The sequence below is a fragment of the Mycobacterium sp. PDNC021 genome, from assembly GCF_048282635.1.
In the GTDB taxonomy this organism is placed as follows: domain Bacteria; phylum Actinomycetota; class Actinomycetes; order Mycobacteriales; family Mycobacteriaceae; genus Mycobacterium; species Mycobacterium llatzerense.
The window spans coordinates 3,074,866-3,090,133 of the sequence record NZ_CP182502.1; the positions used below are offsets into that span (position 1 = coordinate 3,074,866).

The window sequence follows — 15,268 nt, forward strand, 5'->3', positions numbered from 1 at the left end:
CATCGCTGAATTGATTCGCCCGCGGCCACAGTTAACCGTTTGTCTTGGGCTCGCTGTCGAGACGCCGAAGCGCGTTCCGCATACTCGCCGGGTCTGCGTCCAGTGCCTCGTCAAGCTCGTCTACGTGGCGCATCTCGTTGCGGATCGCCCGATGGAGTTCTTCGTGTTCTTCCCAGTCTCTGTCCAGGTGAGCAAGCGGAAGCCCCGAAACCTTGCGCGCTACCGCAGCGAGTTGTTGATGCCATTGGGTTGGGAAGGCTGCCGGGCTGGCTGCCGCGTTTCGAAGAGCAAAGGCTACAAACACTGCTTCGGTGGTAATCAGGCGAGCGCAATCCTTAAACCATGTCTCCTCTACCACTGGGTAAAGTCCGGGTTCGTTCTCGTCGCCATAGCTGAAGAGGAACTGTAGTGTGCTTTTCGCCAGAGGATGCGAGTACTGGCTGACGAAGTCGTAGAACCTGTCGTGGGCGAAGGAGTCTTTATCTGCGCCGGCCCATTCGTTAACTTCTTGGGTGAACTCGGGAGATGACATGGTTCGCGCAAAGTCGCGTGAGAATTTGTCTCTTACCCAAGACTCAGCGAAGACCCATTCCTCCGCTCGGTCGACACTTTTTGCTAGCGACCGTGCGAGCCCCGCGCATTCATACACAGTTCGGATCAGTCCGGTCGCTTCGACGTAGTAACCCAATGCGCAGAGGTTGGCTGCCGCCTGTAGTCCTTGGTAGGCGCGTGCCAGCAGTGTCAGTGCGGCGATGTTGTTCGGAAACCAGTGCTCAGGATTGGGGTCATGTGCGGCGCGAAGTGCTTGCTCGATGAGCGCCATCAATTCGTCAAGGTGCGCGAACTCTGAGTTCGAGAGGCCCTCGGATGCAGAGTAATTTCCTACTGCTCTGAACGCCCTGTAGCTGAGAAAGCTAGGTGGGTCGGCAGCCGGCATTGGTGAACCCTGCGTCATGCGTCGCTCCTTACTAGTGCGCGCGGCGCGTCGTTGACGCTGGGCTGTGCGCCTCTGTTCCCTATTTGGCACGGTGACTCACGCTAATCAGTCCTCGCGATCGCAACAACCGATTTTGGTCCGGCGCCGTACAAAAGTGACCTCTGTGACCCTTTCTCCGGGCGGTCGCATGCAATTCCCGGTCGCATGGGTGCTCCAAACGGACTAATGAGCCGGCCGCATAGACACGTTTCGTTCATGGAGGGCCTTCCAGACACTGCCCTTGCTCTTGCCGAGTTGGGTAGCGATGGCGCGGATTGAGCGTTACTCACGAACGTAGAGATGGACGGCTTGGTTGATCTCGGCATCAGTCATGGGCTGCTGGCGCATAGCGACACCATGGTCGGCTAGCAGCTTGAGGACGCCACCCTTCGAGATGCTGTACTGCTCGCAGAGTTGGTTGGTTGAGACACCTGATTGATACGCGGCGACCAGTTCGGCGACAGTGTCTGAGGATAAGCGTCGGTCCAGTTTGCGGGTCTGAATTTTGGCATTGGTGCTGGTCACGGGCCTTTTTGGCGCCGCACTCACCCGTTCCATCAGACGTCTCAGACGGTCTGTATCATTTTTTGAGTATTTTTCCAGGGGGCCGACAAAGTTTGTACAGGTCAAAGGCCTCGCGGTGGCTTGGATGGCGCCGTCTTACTGCCGCACCCACCCGAGGAAACCTTGATGGCGATCGCCGATGTCTCTGCCTACATGCACCTCAGCAGTGAGGACGTCGAAGAGATCGGCTACGAACTCGACGTGATCCGCCGAGACGTCGAGGAGTCGCTCGGGACGAAGGACGCGGCCTATATCCGGCGGGTGATCCACTTTCAGCGGGTGCTCGATGTCGCGGCGCGGCTGATGATCGCCGGTAGCCGGTCCAAGGTTGGCTGGGTGGCCGGCACGTGCGCGCTGGCGTACGCGAAGTCCATCGAGAACATGGAGCTCGGCCACAACATCTCCCACGGCCAGTGGGATTGGATGAACGACCCCGAAATCCACTCCAATACCTGGGAGTGGGACATGGTCGGGCATTCCGCGCAGTGGCGGTACTCGCACAACTATCGGCATCACGTCTACAGCAACGTGCTCGGCATGGACGAGGACATCGGTTACCGCCTGCTGCGAGTGACGACCGACCAGCCGTGGCGGTGGGCTTATCTGTTGACTCCGCTGCGAAACCTGGTATTGGCAGCGATGTTCGAATGGGGTATCGCCCTGCACGGCCTGCACTCGGAGCGGCTCCGGGGCGAGACGCCAGACGCGGTCGCGGTGGAGAAGCGGAAGTTTCTCGCCAAGGGCGCCCGCCAGTTGGGTAAGGACTATGTGTTCTTCCCTGCGCTGAGCCTGCGCCGGTGGCGTCGCACGCTGGCGGCCAATGCCAGCGCGAATGTGCTCCGGAATCTGTGGGTGTACGTGAACATCATTTGCGGGCACATCCCCGACGGGGCCGAGACGTTCGACCCCGCTGTGGTCAAGGACGAAACTCGCGGCGAATGGTATCTGCGACAAATTCTGGGGACGGCGAACTTCAACGCAAGCCCGCTGCTGGCGATTTCGGGTGGGCACCTGTGCTACCAGATCGAGCATCACCTGTTCCCTGATCTGCCGAGCAACCGGTTGCCTGAAGTGAGTGTCCGGGTCCGTGAACTGTGCGAGAAGTACGGCCTGCCCTACAACACGGCATCGCTTCCGCGCCAGTACTTTCGGACGCAAAGGATCATCCACGGGTTGGCGTGGCCCGACTGGCTGCTGCGTGTGGGGCGGCGGCGCGACCAACTGTTCCGCCGGGTGAGTCGCCCTCAAAGCGTCTAGCCTGACGCCATGACCGTGAACTCGAAGGTTTCGCGCTCCTGGCTCCTGGTCAATCCGTCTCGCGAGCCTGATCTCGGGGCGCTGCTGGCGACCACGAGCTCCGACGAGGTGATTCTGGATCTCGAAGACGCTGTCGCTCCCGATGAGAAGGAGGCGGCTCGGGACCGGGTCGTCGAATTCCTCAATTCGGGGGCCCGGGCGTGGGTCCGGGTCAACGATGCGTCCAGTGATTTCTGGTCGGCCGACTGTCGTGCCCTGGCCGAGTGCAGCGGGATGAAGGGCGTCGTCCTGGCCAAGACGGAGGGCGGGAATCACATGTGGGACACCGCGAATCGGCTCGGCGGCGAGTCACCCGTGATTGCACTGATCGAAACCGCACGCGGGCTGGCGCGGGTGCATGACATCGCCGCGGCGCGGCCGTGCTTTCGCATCGCGTTCGGCGTCAACGACTACACGCTGGACATCGGGGTGGAGCAGGACCCATTGGCGCTGGCCTACAGCCGGTCCCAGCTGGTCGTCGCATCCCGCGCGGCGCACATCCCGGGTCCGATCGACGGGCCGACCCGCGATCCCGATCAGCTGGCCGAGGGCGTGGCGCTCACTCGGCAGATGGGGATGACGGGCAAGCTCGCGCTGCGTTCGTCCGACGCCGAGACCATCAACACCGGGCTGAGCCCGTCCGATTCTGATATCGGCTGGGCGCGCGAGTTCGTCGAGCAGTTCAACGCCCGCGGTGGAAAACCCAAGGACGGCAGCGACTTACCTCGGTTGAACCGCGCCCGGATCATTCTGGAGAAGGCGCGCCAACTCCGGCTGATACCGAGCTGAACGCAGCCGGCGGCAACTGCCGCAGGGCAGCGAGGCGTCAGTTCAGCGGTACCCACCCGCGTGGGTCTACATCCGTGGGTACGGCACGGACGTAGTAGCAGTTGCTGAATCCCAGTGCACCTTCGCAATGGTTGAAGATGCCGTTGCTGTCGGATTGCCCGTCGCAGAATCCGCCCCAGGGCGTGTTCATGCATTGTCCTGGTGTGGCGTGGGCGACGCCGATGGGGCTGAGCGCGATCGCGGCGGCGATCACTAGTGCGGTTTTCATCAGCCCATCCCTCCTTTGTTCACGTGATTTGATCCGGCCCGCGTGTGGTGAAGGACGTCTGCTGCAAGGAGTAGTTGGCGCGCTGTGTGACGTCGGTGGTCAACTCGGTGCGCTTCTGGTGGGGTTGCCTTCACCCGGCCCATAAATTCCGATGGTAGGCCGACCTCCGGAGTGCTGAGATCGATATCGGCGTAGGCGAAAGCCGTCCTCGGCGCTGTCCTGGGTACGGGTGTGACTCACGAGGTGGATGAGGAATCTGAGGGGATATCGGTACTCAATTGCCAACGCCGCCAATAGGTTTAGACCGAGGCTTGAGGCGACGTCACCGCATGCGTGGGCGACCGCGGTGACTCCGGCCGAGTTCAACATGCGGTTGCGTACCCAGCCAACCGAGGGAGGCGTCTTCCACGCAATAGTCGCCCGCCAGCACCTACGCGGAACTCGCGATCAGAGGGTCGCGTACGTTCTTGGAGAGTTAAATCCAAGAACCCAACGCAACATCCAGAGAAGGGCAGCATGTCCGAGGATCAGAACACCGACGTACCGCCGAATCACCTCTCCATCGATCCGCGTAGCCCCTTCTATAGCGAAGAGGCGCTCCTCCGAGGCGTCGGTATTCGCTTCAATGGCGTCGAGAGAACCAACGTGGTCGAATACGACGTCGCCGAGGGGTGGGTGCGTTTGGAAGTCCCGACTGCCAAGGATCGCCGCGGAAATCCGATGGTCGTCAAGCAAAGCGGCACGGTTGAACCGTACTTCCGCCTAGGGGAGTAGCGGACCTCCGCGGGTTTGATGGTGCCAAGCCATGCAGACAGCACTGCTCCGCCCACGATCACCGCAGCGGTCCCCGGCTCCTTCGAGTGGGGTGTGTTCCACGAGCGGCACCCAAAGCTGATTCGTCAGGTACTGGACACAACGCCGTACACCTCCGCTGAGGAGGCGATGCTGCAACAGCTTCTCGCCGAAAGCACCACTGGAGTCCTCGAGCCGTTGCCCGAGACGGCTCATGACCGTGCCGATTGGCTGGCGTGGGGAGCAGGCCTCTACGGACGACCGTGGGGTGACGTGCCCTTCCTGTGGAGCGAAAGCTACTTCTACCGCCGATTGCTCGAGGCCCTCGGCTACTTCGGGGCGGACGTCTGGCGCGGAGTCGACCCGTTCGCCGCGGTCAAGAGCGCCGAATTGGCGGGACCAGCAGTCGATGAAGAGCTGAGTGCGCTCGCCGACTTGGCGGACGCGGGGGACCAGCAGCACGAGGCACTGCTGGTAGCCGCACTATGGGGCAACCGCGCCGACCTCAGCTTCCAACTCCAACTGACCGCCGCCGCCGCAGAAGCGCGGTCGGAGGGCATCCTCGTCGACGACAGCGCGTTGCTGTGGTCAGCCCTCAGAGCACAGGACGATCCGCTCGTCTGCGTCGTGGCAGACAACGCAGGACGCGAGCTGCTGTCGGATCTCGTGCTGGCCGACAGTCTGCTCACTCGACGTATTGCGGCCGAGATCGTGCTGTACGTCAAGCCGCACCCGTACTACGTGTCGGATGCGACCATGGCCGACGTGCTGTCGGTCGTCCAACGCTTGAAGGCCGACCCACGTCCACAGATTGGCAGCATCGGCGACCGACTCTGGGAGGCCGTGCGCAGCGGCCGGCTCAAGGTACGCACGCATAAGTTCTTCTGTGCGCCGCTGGCATTCCACGACATGCCCGACGATCTCGCAGCCGAATTCGCCACGGCCACAATGACGGTGATGAAAGGCGACCTCAACTACCGGCGCCTCGTCGGAGACCGGTACTGGCCCACCACTACACCGTTCGACGAAACCGTGGCCTACTTTCCGTCTCAGGTCACCGCACTGCGGACGCTGAAATCGGAAGTTGTCGTCGGCCTCTCGTCCGAGCAAGTCGCAGAACTCGATGCCACTGGACAGCGATGGCGGACCAGCGGCGGGCACGCAGTGATCCAAGTCCGCGTGGACTAGGGGATTCAGACGACTACCGGCGTCGGTACCGATCCACTGATGAGTCGTTCCCGCATCCACTGCTTGCCCCCTTCGAGTTCGAACTGCGCGTAGTGCGGGTTCGGGTTGCTGGCCAGGAACACCGCGCCGCTGATCATCGCCTTGATCACCGCGAACACCTCGTCGAAGGGCGCGTGGAGCGTGAAAGCGATCTGCCCGGCGAGGGAGAACGGGTTGCTGATCCAGTCGTTCATCACCGCTTCGTAGACGGCGGCTTTGACCGCACTTGCCTGGTCGTCTTTGTTTTCGGCGAAGATGTCGCCTTCGCGGTAGACGTCCATCCAGTTGTCGGGCTTGGCGGGGAAACCGGGCAACCCGAACCGCTGAAGCGGGTCCAGGCCGTGGGTACCGGTCGCTGTCACCCGTGATCTGGCCCACGGCGCGATGGAATCGGTCTGTCGGCACGGGTTGGCGTACGCCAGTACACCTTTGAGATCCGGGGTGCGCCAGGCCAGCGGCTGACCGGGTTGCAGGTACCGGAAGTAGAAGTACGATCCTACGATCGCGCCCTGGGAGTAGACGCCGAGCGACCAGGGTGTGCCCTGCGGGAACGGCACGCCGTTGTCCATCTGGGTGGCGCCGAGCAGTCGGGCGAGTTCGTTGACACCGCTGTCGTTGTCGAACGGGAGCGCGCCGTTGTTGTAGCCGATGGGTTGGTGACGGCAAATGCCCGCGGATTCAAGGGTTGTCGCCGTGTCTGCCACCGGGCCCCTGAACATGTCCGACAGATGGCCCTCGACCGTGAACATGATCGGGCGCAGATTCGGTGGCGGCGGAACGTAGTGGACGGCCTGCGCGGTCGTGTCGTCGAAGATGCCGGTCTGCGGCAATCCTAGGCGCCGTTGCATTTCGGTGACCGCGGCGACATCGCTGTCACCGTAGACCCGGTCCTTGATCGGTGCATACGCGCGATATTCACGCTGGAACCATGCTTGCCAGTATTCGATTTCTGTTCCGTGGGCCCCGGGCCCGTACGGTAGTGGCATCGGTCTGCTCCCTTCTTGTCATGTCGCGCTGGTCCCAGGTCGAGACCTCGCTGTTCATCGTTTGTGGCTGTGCCTCGCATGTTCGATGCCGGCACCGACGGCGCTGACCGCCAACGCGAGCGCCCCGACGGCGATGAGGGGGTACCACCACTGGGCGCCGATCCAGTAGGCATGGGCGCCAACGAAACCGCTGTGCTCGCGGGTGCCGAACAATGCTGACCGGACTGTGGGTACGGTCAGGGCCGCGATCAGGATCACGAGCGTTGTCGAGAGCAAGGCAAGTGGCAGCTTGCTGGAGCGTTGCCAGGTTCCCAGTGTGATGAGATAGGCGCCGGTCCCGCTCGCGCCGAGACCGAACAGTCCGAGCCCGGTTGAGGATTGCATCGCAGCCGCGATGCCGAGAATGAGCAGCACGGCGCCGGCCATGATGACCGGTCCCGCATTGCCTTTGGTCGACCACACGACGCGGTATGCACCCAGTGCCATGGTCCGGGCCGTGTTCAGGGGCGGCTTGAGGACGCCGGGCAGCTGCTGGACGCAGCCGACCGCCGCGGTCGCGGTGGCAACGGTTTTGGTGATGGTGCGCGACATGAGTGGCGAGCTCCTGTCGGTGGCGAGGGTCTCGCGGGCGACGGGATTCTCTGCCAGGAGAGCGTATTTGGCGGGTCCGGAGGGTTTGGCCAGTACTTTTTCGGCCCAGTCGTGAGTGGTAGTGGGGCTCCAGTCCGCAGGTTTCGGCGGTTGTGGGTTGAGCACCGCATTGGCCAGCGCGTCCAATTCCTCGTCGAGGACGCGCTTCTGCCACGCCTGCGCCAGCCACAGTGATGTGTTGGGAAGGCTGGACGGTAGCGGCATTTCTGGCTGGTCAAGGAATCGGAGTTCTGTGAGTACCGCGGCCGGCGGGGGAGTAGGACTCGGATTATCCTGTGCCCCAATCATACTGAGCCTACTCGCGAACCACTGGGCTCTGCAGTCCGGGCCGGCCGGCCATTCGGCTTTGTGTGTTTGGACGATCCGCTGCACTCGTCGTGGGTCCAGCAGGGCGTGGACGAGCCATCCTGTTCCGTCTAGTCGACCCCACATCCAGTCGTTGGCTCGCCATGACCGTTTGTAGAAGGCGCCGAAGTGGTGGAACTGCATGCCGGTGAGTTTCTGGGCGGCAGTCTGATAATTCGGTGCGAGCTGGCAGCGGGTGTCGGCGCTGACCTGTATCAATTCGAGTGATTGTTCGACGTCTGCGTCGGCAGGGAGCATCGCTCGCTGGGTGGCGGCGAGGTTGAACAATTTGGTTGCCACGGTCGCCGGATTGGTGCCTGGCGCAAGGTATTCGACGTAGGTCGTCAGCTGATCGACTTGCCGCGCGTCGGGCACGCGCACACCATCTGCTGCTGGGTCGGGCGTCGCTGATTGGTCGGCAATGGCGCTCAGTGTTCCGTAACCGTTGACAATGGCAGTGCCCAGCTTGCCCCAGGGATCGTCTTCGACTCCGAAGTGTTCGAGGTAGGCGTCGGCGAGTTGAGTGGCGGCGTCTTGCAACGAACCGTTCCGGGTCTGCGGGTTGGTGCAGACTGTGTTGACGAGGTCGCCGAGGTCGAACGGTTCGGGCGGCGGGCACGCATCGGATATGCCGTTGGCGATCGTCGCCACGGCGGCCATTTCGGCTGGCGACGTCGCGAGCTGGTAGGCGGCCCGGATGATGACGATCGCGCACGCTTTGGCAAGTTCGAAGGCCGGCCGTCCGTACCGTGTGAGGTCGGCTGCGCTCGTTGGCAGCGAACCGCCGGCGGACTGCCAACGGGTCTTGATGGCTTCGGTGATCGTTGTGCGGCAGAGGGTTTCGGCATTGCCGCCGATCTTCAGATTGGCCCCCCAGTTGGTGGGGATGCTCTGCGGTGAGCCGTTCGCCGCGGGCCATGTGCTCAGTTGGCGGAGCAGAGCGGCGGTGATGTTCTGCGCGTGTCGGGTGGCTTCTTGCAGGGTGTAGTCCTCCAGCAGCTGTGGGGTGAGCAACGGCGTATCTGCCCCCAGCTTGATGGCGAGCTGTGCGAGATGCAGTCTCGTGTTGACGCGCGCGTGCATGCGGTCTTGGTGGGTGCGGATGGCGCGAAGGTCGGCTGAGATCGACTGTGAGGTCATCGCGGTGAGATCCTTGAGCAGCGAGTCAAGGAGTCCGAGTGGTTCGTTGAGTTCGTCTTGCGGAGCTTCTTCCAAGGTCGGTGTCGGTCCCGAGGACGGCACGACGAACAGGAGGACCCGGCGGACCGGTCGTTGGGCTGGACGGTCGAAGATTCGTTGCAGCACAACGTCAATGGGCCGGTTGTCCAGCATCCCGCCATCGGCGACCCAGTGCGGCCGCGTGAAGCTGGTGAAGGGTGCCATCGGCGGTCGAGCGGGCACGCCTCCCGTCTTGGCGGTTCCTTCGGTGAAGGGGATGAAGGAGGGTTCGAATGCGGCGGGGAACGAGGCGCTGCTGCGGGCGGCCAACGCCAGCGCTGACGCGGCGTCGCCATTCGTGAGGTTCTGCTCGGTGAAGGTGAAGACGCCGCGCCTGTCGACATCTTGGACCTGGGTACCGAAGGAGTCGGTGAACCTGCTGGTCTCGCCGTTGAGCAGCGTCGTCGTGATGTAGAGCGTGGTGGACGGGAGACCACCGTTGTTGCCGGCGGCGGGCTGGATCGGGAACGGCCCATGCGTGAATGTCGGAATCTCGGCGTCGAGGCTCTTGAACATGCGTTCGTCGCCGTAGAGCAGCGACGGCGTGCTGGCGTCCGTCGGTTCGCGCAACAGGTCGGTCAAGGCCCCCAGGTCGAGCCAGAGTTCGCGGAGATTGCCGAGGTCGGCGCCCTTGACTCGGGACCAGGCAAGGAACGCTGCGTTGATGCCGCCGGCGCTGGTCCCTGACAGGACGTCGACGTCGACAACGACGTCGAGCACATCGATCAGTTCGGCATACAGCTTGAGGGACGCTTCCGCCGCTGTGGTCAGCGTGGAAGCGGGGAGGTCGCCGCCCTTCAATCGCCATTGAGACGCCTGGGTAAGCAGATTGATCTCGCGTGTCACCCCGGCCATCCAGATCGCGAGGCTGACACCGCCGGTCATCGTGGTCGCCAGTCGCAGTTCCTGGGTGGCATCCGATGCCAATGATGGATTCTGAAAAGCCATTGCGCACCTCCCTTTACTGGATTCGAAGCTAATGGCGGTGTCGTGTACCTGTATCGAGTAGTCGACTACTCGACTTTTCGAATTCAGGTGTCATGACTCGGAATTCGCTACTGGAACGGCATCATTACCGGTGCCCAGGAACGGCGTGAGAATGGTCATCATCATCGCTCCGCCGACGGAAAGCGATCCGGACAGCAAGGTAAACGCCGACTCCGACACATTGAACTGCAGTGGCGACCCGGGCACTGTCAATCCGTAGACGGCCATCGACAACATGGCCGCCGCGATCGGCAGGTACGGTGGACGAATGCCCCGTAAAGCCATGCCGCCGGCCACGCCACCGGCACCAGGGTGCAACGTGTAATTCCGCTTCGCGCAATAAGCCGCAAGAATTGTGGCTCCGCAGGCGATCACCGAAAATCCGTAGAGCACCCACCGGCCCGTGTTGTACGAACCGTCCGCGCGATAAAGCAAAGCCAACAACGTCGTGTAGGCGACCAGCGCCTCAGCGGGGATCTGCGCGGCCAGCAATTGCGCAAATCCGGCAGCTGTGTCAACCAGTGGTGCGGAGCTGGCGATTTGGCCGAGCTCACGCGCTCGAGGCAAAGTCGTCGTCGGACCCATCGTCGGCATTTCCGACTGCGAGTACGGCATTCCGCTCGGTGGTGCCGGTGCCGGTGGCGGTAGATCCCCGCCTGCCGAGCCCGTCGCCGGGGTGTTCAGCGGTTGGCCGGCGGGTGCGAGGTCGCGCGCGATCGCCAACGACGCCATGCAAGCCAGACTCATGATGACCTCCTCTTTGACGGCGAGGACGACCGAGTCGCCGCGTCAGCGCGATCCAGTTCGCCTACGCCCCAACGATGTTGCGCCTCCGGTGGCTCGGGCGCCCGCGTAGCCGGCTACTCGACCTTCGCCGCGTCACCACGACATTCGGTGCCCAGATCAGTACCGATTCGAGTAGTGGGCTACTGGTGCGTGCCTGCACATTTCGTCGCGACACTTGGTTTCCCATCACTTCATCAAAGGAGGGACCGATGACTGTCACTCGCGGCGACGTGGAGTTCGCCAAACGCATATTCTTGGACCGGCTCGGCGACGAGTACGTCTACGGCGGCACCTGGGATCCGAATGATCGCGGTGTGGGTTGTGACTGTTCGGGCTTGGTGACCGATGTGCTCTCAGCGGTGTTCAACGGCAGCGAAATGGTTTGGGGCAGGCAAGGTCTGTCCACCGAGTCGTATCGCTACCGGCCGGTTGGAGAGCAGCACGTCGGACCGTTCGATCTCATGCACGTCGCGTCGTTGAGCGACGTGCCCGGCGACGCGCCAGTGGTGATCAACCTTCACCATGAGGGCGACGGCGGTCCCCACTCGCACATGAACTGTGTCGTCGACGGGGTCGCGATGGAATCGTCGGGATCTTGGGGGTGCTGTACCACCCCCAAGGCCATTCCCTCCGACAGCAACTACTGGAACGATCACTGGTACGTAGCCGGCCCGATCGTCGAAGACGGCACCCCCGCGACTCAGGGCCGCATAGACAGCTTCTTTGCCGATGTGTCCGAATTCCAGGTGCCGGTCAGCGATTCGTACCCGTACAAGATTCTCTCCATCCGCGTGTGCGACGGCACTCACCAGGATTCCAACTTCGCGCAAAACTATGCGTGGATGCGCAATGCGCTGGACTCCGGCCGGCTGGAATGCGGCATCGTTTACACCTACGTGCGGCCGAATTGGCAGGACAACGCCAACACGGTGCGGCAGATGATCGATGCCAACGGGGGTCTGCACCCCAGGGTCGTACTGATGCTGGATGTCGAAAGCGGCGGGAACCCTGGCGGCGACGGATCCGTCTGGATCAATGCGCTCTACGACAACCTCGCCGAGTACGCCGGCAACCCAGCGCGCATCATCGGCTACGCCAACCAGGGCGACTTCAACACGATGTGGCTGTCGCGGCCCAAAGGAATACGGGTGATCGCGGCGTCGTACGGCTCCAACCCGCTGCTGCCGGGCCAAATTGCCCACCAGTACACAGACGGAGCATACGGCGCCAATCAGGGCCTGCCGATGGGCTGCAACCCGTTCGGCAACTGCGACATGAACGTCGCAGACGGTTTGTCGCCCAACGATTTTGCCGCAGCCTGCGGCATCGGAACCGCTGCCGGCGTGAGACCGGCAGCCACCACAGCGGCGCGAGGTGTGATCACCATGGCCCAGACTCAAGACATCTGGAACATGCTGAACGGCACCAACACCGACGGCTCGCCGCTGATCGGTCCTGACGGCGCGGACTACCGTGTGGTCGACCTGTTGGCCCCGGACACTGCGCCGCTCGACGTAAAGCAGAACGCCACCCGCTCGGTGCTGGACGAAATCACGACGTTGGCGAAAGTCCTCACCAGGACCCACAACAACAAGACGCTATTTGACATGGTGTCCGATCTGCACGACAAGATGTGACGTCCGATATTTCGGGCCGGACGTTAACTGCCGGCCCGAAAGGCGGGCCCGATATTTCGCTGTCATAACGCCTTCAACAGCGGAAACCGGCAGGTAGTCTTATACGCCGTGGCCCAGAACTGGCCGGTCGTTCACCGCGATAGTGAATTCTCGCTGATTCGCGGAGCATTGCTCGGGGAATCCGGCGAATGCGGCATCGTCCTGGTCGGTGACGCGGGTGTCGGTAAAACAACGCTCGCCCGGTTGGTCACCCAGTCGTTGCCGGTGCGTGCCCACTGGGTTGCAGCGACCGAGTCGGCACGGGGCATTCCGCTCGGCGTGTTCGCTCATCTTGTGCGCAGCGCCACGTCGCGCGATCCGGTGGCATTCCTGTCCGCGGCGCGCGAAACGATTATGGCCGAGGGTCATTCGGTGATCGGTGTGGACGATGCGCATCTGTTGGATCAGTTGTCGGCGACTCTGCTGCATCAGCTTGCAATGGACGGGTCGGTGCGCATCGTGGCCACGGTCCGTTCCGGCGCGCCGGTCCCCGACGCGATCACGTCGCTGTGGAAGGACCGATATCTGCAGCGGTTGCACTTGATGCCGTTCAGCCAGCAGCAATGTGTCGGCCTCATCGAAGAGGCCTTGGGTGGACAGGTGGAGGGCCTTTCGGCCGAACTGATGTGGCAGGCCTCGGGCGGGAATGCGCTATTCGTTCGCCACCTGGTGGAAGGGGCGATCGAGGCGGGGACCCTGCGGCAGGTGCGGGGAGTGTGGCAGCTTCGGGGGCGGGCTGCGGTCACCTCAGAGCTGGCGTCGTTGCTGGATTCCAGGGTCGACCAGTTGCCCGACCAGGTGCTGCACGCGCTGCGGTTGCTGACCTTCTGCGAACCACTCGACCTGGACACCCTGACGGTGATCGTTGGTGCGGACGTGGTGGAAGAGGCGGAGAACCGCGGCCTGGTGCGCGTCGCCGAGGAGCCGGGTGGCATCGACGTGAGATTCACCCACCCATTGTTCGGTGAGGTGATCCGCCGGCGACTGGGGATGGCCGCGGGGCGCCGCTTGCGCGGCGAACTCGTGCGCGCGATGCGCGACCGTCCACTGGTCAGTTCGGCGCATCGAATCCGGCTGGCCGAGCTGACTCTGGACAGTGACGAGGTCCCCGAACTGGACCTGCTCGTCACGGCGGCACGAGAGGCGATCGCCTTGACGAACGTGACGCTGGGTGAGCGACTGGCCCGCGCGGCGGCCAATCGGGGCGGCGGTCTCGAGGCCGGAGAACTGCTGGCGCGTTCGCTGCTGTGGCAGGGCAAGGCCACCGAAGCAGAGGAGACGCTCAGCTCCTTCGACCCCGAGTCGATGACCGAACTGGAGCTGCTGCGGTGGGGATGGGCGCGAATCGCGAACCTGCACTGGTCGATGGGTGACGCCGAGGGTGCCGACGAAGTGCTCGCCGTACTCCGAGAGCGGATCACGAGCCCCGAGCTGGTACCGATCATCGACGGCACGGCATCGGCAACCCTGACTTTCGAGAACCGCCTGCCAGAGGCCGTGGCGATGGCCGAACGGGTGCTGGCCGACCCAATCGCGCACCCGGTCGCTTTGCAGTGGGCGGCATTCGGCGGTGCTCTCGCCCTGGCACTGATGGGACGCAGCGACCAGGTGGAGGTATTGGCTCGCCGCGGTCGCATGGCCAGTGCGAAGGCGGACGGGCTGCTCCGCTATCTCACCGCGTTCGGGGAGGTGCGCGCTTTGGTGCTCGCCGGAGAATTCGACGCGGCGAGCAGCCGATCCGCCGTCATGATGCAGATAACCTCGTCGGGTCAGTATCTGGCGTGGGGGATGGCCAATGTGCTGGCCGGCACCATCGGACTTGCCCGCGGCAATTTCATCGAGACTGTGTCGCGGATGGAGCAGACGGTGGCGGCGCTGACCGCTGAGTCGGCGGCCTCATGGAGTTTCCCGGCCCGGCTGCTGCTGGCGCAGTCTTATTGCGCGTTGGGCCGGGTGCAACCCGGGGCCAAGATGGTGGCCGAGTTGAAAGTCCGCTCGGGCCGGCACGTCGCGGTGTTCGGCCCGCAGCTGAGGATCGCGGAGTCGTGGCTCGCTGCGGCCGAGGGAAATGTAAGTGCCGCCATCGAACTGGCATTGGATGCAGCCCGGTTGGCCGATAGCTCCGGACAATGTGCGGTGTCCATGCTGGCGCTGCACGATGCGGTGCGATTCGGCGACCACGGTGCCGCGGACCGGTTGATCGAGATCGCCTCTGCCGTCGGTGGCCGTCTCGCCAGCGTGATTGTGGCGCATGCCCGGGCAGTCAGTGATCGCGACGGCGCTGGATTGTTCGCCGCTGCGCAGCAATTTGAGCAACTCGGTGCGTTGTTGTCCGCGCTCGACGCGGCGGCGCAAGCATCGGCCGCCTTCGAAGCGGCCGACGACCGGCGGCATAGCGCCGAGGCCGCAGCCGTAGCCAACCGGCTGGCCGCGCAGTGCGGCGGGGTGCGAACTCCGGCACTGGAATTGGCGACCCACCCCTTGCCCTTGACAGTGCGCGAACGCGAGATCGCCAACCTGGTTGCCGCTGGACTGAGCAACCGCGAAATCGCCGACCGGCTCACCGTGTCGGTGCGGACGGTGGAGGGCCACCTGTATCGAGCCTGCACAAAGCTCGACATCTCGGACCGTGAGGATCTTGCCGGGCTGATCCGCCACGGCGCCGTGAGTCGCTGAACCTACAGCTGAGCCTGCGCCGCATACGCTG

The 15,268-nt window shown here is 63.5% G+C and carries 13 protein-coding genes; 6 read left to right on the plus strand and 7 right to left on the minus strand.

Features of this window, described 5'->3' with window-relative positions:
• Window positions 1-31: 31 nt before the first annotated feature.
• The 3 genes from ACNO8X_RS14555 to ACNO8X_RS14565 form a co-directional block, all read right to left on the minus strand.
• Window positions 32-955 carry a hypothetical protein gene (locus ACNO8X_RS14555; RefSeq protein ID WP_418001556.1) on the minus strand — a complete coding sequence of 308 codons (924 nt, stop codon included), beginning with the start codon at window positions 953-955 and terminating at the stop codon, window positions 32-34.
• A gap of 204 nt (window positions 956-1,159) precedes the next feature.
• Entirely contained in the window at window positions 1,160-1,252 is a 93-nt protein-coding gene (locus ACNO8X_RS14560; protein ID WP_418005907.1) for a hypothetical protein, read from the minus strand.
• Window positions 1,253-1,258: 6 nt separating this feature from the next.
• The gene (locus ACNO8X_RS14565; RefSeq protein ID WP_418001557.1) at window positions 1,259-1,501 is read right to left on the minus strand and encodes a hypothetical protein; all 243 of its coding nucleotides are present in this window, start codon (window positions 1,499-1,501) and stop codon (window positions 1,259-1,261) included.
• 165 nt (window positions 1,502-1,666) lie between these two features.
• On the opposite strand from ACNO8X_RS14565, the gene ACNO8X_RS14570 reads away from it, so the two are divergent.
• On the plus strand, window positions 1,667-2,797 hold the full coding sequence (locus tag ACNO8X_RS14570; protein WP_418001558.1) for a fatty acid desaturase family protein: 1,131 nt from the start codon (window positions 1,667-1,669) through the stop codon (window positions 2,795-2,797).
• A gap of 9 nt (window positions 2,798-2,806) precedes the next feature.
• Window positions 2,807-3,625 (plus strand): HpcH/HpaI aldolase/citrate lyase family protein, encoded by an 819-nt coding sequence (locus tag ACNO8X_RS14575; RefSeq protein WP_418001559.1) that lies wholly within the window; start codon window positions 2,807-2,809, stop codon window positions 3,623-3,625.
• A gap of 37 nt (window positions 3,626-3,662) precedes the next feature.
• Here ACNO8X_RS14575 and ACNO8X_RS14580 read toward each other — a convergent pair whose 3' ends face one another.
• Window positions 3,663-3,893, minus strand: a complete 231-nt coding sequence (locus ACNO8X_RS14580) for a hypothetical protein (RefSeq protein WP_260938401.1) — start codon at window positions 3,891-3,893, stop codon at window positions 3,663-3,665.
• A gap of 516 nt (window positions 3,894-4,409) precedes the next feature.
• Here ACNO8X_RS14580 and ACNO8X_RS14585 point away from each other — a divergent pair.
• Both ACNO8X_RS14585 and ACNO8X_RS14590 read left to right on the plus strand, forming a co-directional pair.
• The gene (locus ACNO8X_RS14585) at window positions 4,410-4,667 is read left to right on the plus strand and encodes a DUF3297 family protein (protein WP_418001560.1); all 258 of its coding nucleotides are present in this window, start codon (window positions 4,410-4,412) and stop codon (window positions 4,665-4,667) included.
• Window positions 4,668-4,688: 21 nt separating this feature from the next.
• The gene (locus tag ACNO8X_RS14590) at window positions 4,689-5,873 is read left to right on the plus strand and encodes a damage-control phosphatase ARMT1 family protein (protein WP_418001561.1); all 1,185 of its coding nucleotides are present in this window, start codon (window positions 4,689-4,691) and stop codon (window positions 5,871-5,873) included.
• A 5-nt stretch (window positions 5,874-5,878) separates the two neighbouring features.
• Here ACNO8X_RS14590 and ACNO8X_RS14595 read toward each other — a convergent pair whose 3' ends face one another.
• The 3 genes from ACNO8X_RS14595 to ACNO8X_RS14605 form a co-directional block, all read right to left on the minus strand.
• A complete protein-coding gene (locus tag ACNO8X_RS14595; protein WP_418001562.1) occupies window positions 5,879-6,898 on the minus strand; it encodes a peptidoglycan-binding domain-containing protein in 1,020 nt (339 codons plus the stop codon).
• A gap of 54 nt (window positions 6,899-6,952) precedes the next feature.
• Window positions 6,953-10,060: a patatin-like protein gene (locus tag ACNO8X_RS14600; RefSeq protein WP_418001563.1), complete on the minus strand. Its 3,108-nt coding sequence runs from the start codon at window positions 10,058-10,060 to the stop codon at window positions 6,953-6,955.
• A 90-nt stretch (window positions 10,061-10,150) separates the two neighbouring features.
• Entirely contained in the window at window positions 10,151-10,714 is a 564-nt protein-coding gene (locus ACNO8X_RS14605) for a hypothetical protein (RefSeq protein WP_418001564.1), read from the minus strand.
• A 380-nt stretch (window positions 10,715-11,094) separates the two neighbouring features.
• Between ACNO8X_RS14605 and ACNO8X_RS14610 the strand changes: the two genes are divergently transcribed.
• Together ACNO8X_RS14610 and ACNO8X_RS14615 are read left to right on the plus strand one after the other, a co-directional pair.
• The gene (locus ACNO8X_RS14610) at window positions 11,095-12,522 is read left to right on the plus strand and encodes a hypothetical protein (protein WP_418001565.1); all 1,428 of its coding nucleotides are present in this window, start codon (window positions 11,095-11,097) and stop codon (window positions 12,520-12,522) included.
• Window positions 12,523-12,630: 108 nt separating this feature from the next.
• Entirely contained in the window at window positions 12,631-15,237 is a 2,607-nt protein-coding gene (locus ACNO8X_RS14615; protein ID WP_418001566.1) for a LuxR C-terminal-related transcriptional regulator, read from the plus strand.
• The last annotated feature ends 31 nt before the right edge of the window (window positions 15,238-15,268 follow it).

What these genes read in the sequence shown, in the direction of transcription:
- ACNO8X_RS14555 (WP_418001556.1), bottom strand. Translation starts at nt 955, where the DNA reads ATGACGCAGGGTTCACCAATGCCGGCTGCCGACCCACCTAGCTTTCTC.
- ACNO8X_RS14570 (WP_418001558.1), top strand. Translation starts at nt 1,667, where the DNA reads ATGGCGATCGCCGATGTCTCTGCCTACATGCACCTCAGCAGTGAGGAC.
- ACNO8X_RS14575 (WP_418001559.1), top strand. Translation starts at nt 2,807, where the DNA reads ATGACCGTGAACTCGAAGGTTTCGCGCTCCTGGCTCCTGGTCAATCCG.
- ACNO8X_RS14580 (WP_260938401.1), bottom strand. Translation starts at nt 3,893, where the DNA reads ATGAAAACCGCACTAGTGATCGCCGCCGCGATCGCGCTCAGCCCCATC.
- ACNO8X_RS14585 (WP_418001560.1), top strand. Translation starts at nt 4,410, where the DNA reads ATGTCCGAGGATCAGAACACCGACGTACCGCCGAATCACCTCTCCATC.
- ACNO8X_RS14595 (WP_418001562.1), bottom strand. Translation starts at nt 6,898, where the DNA reads ATGCCACTACCGTACGGGCCCGGGGCCCACGGAACAGAAATCGAATAC.
- ACNO8X_RS14600 (WP_418001563.1), bottom strand. Translation starts at nt 10,060, where the DNA reads ATGGCTTTTCAGAATCCATCATTGGCATCGGATGCCACCCAGGAACTG.
- ACNO8X_RS14605 (WP_418001564.1), bottom strand. Translation starts at nt 10,714, where the DNA reads ATGCCGTACTCGCAGTCGGAAATGCCGACGATGGGTCCGACGACGACT.
- ACNO8X_RS14610 (WP_418001565.1), top strand. Translation starts at nt 11,095, where the DNA reads ATGACTGTCACTCGCGGCGACGTGGAGTTCGCCAAACGCATATTCTTG.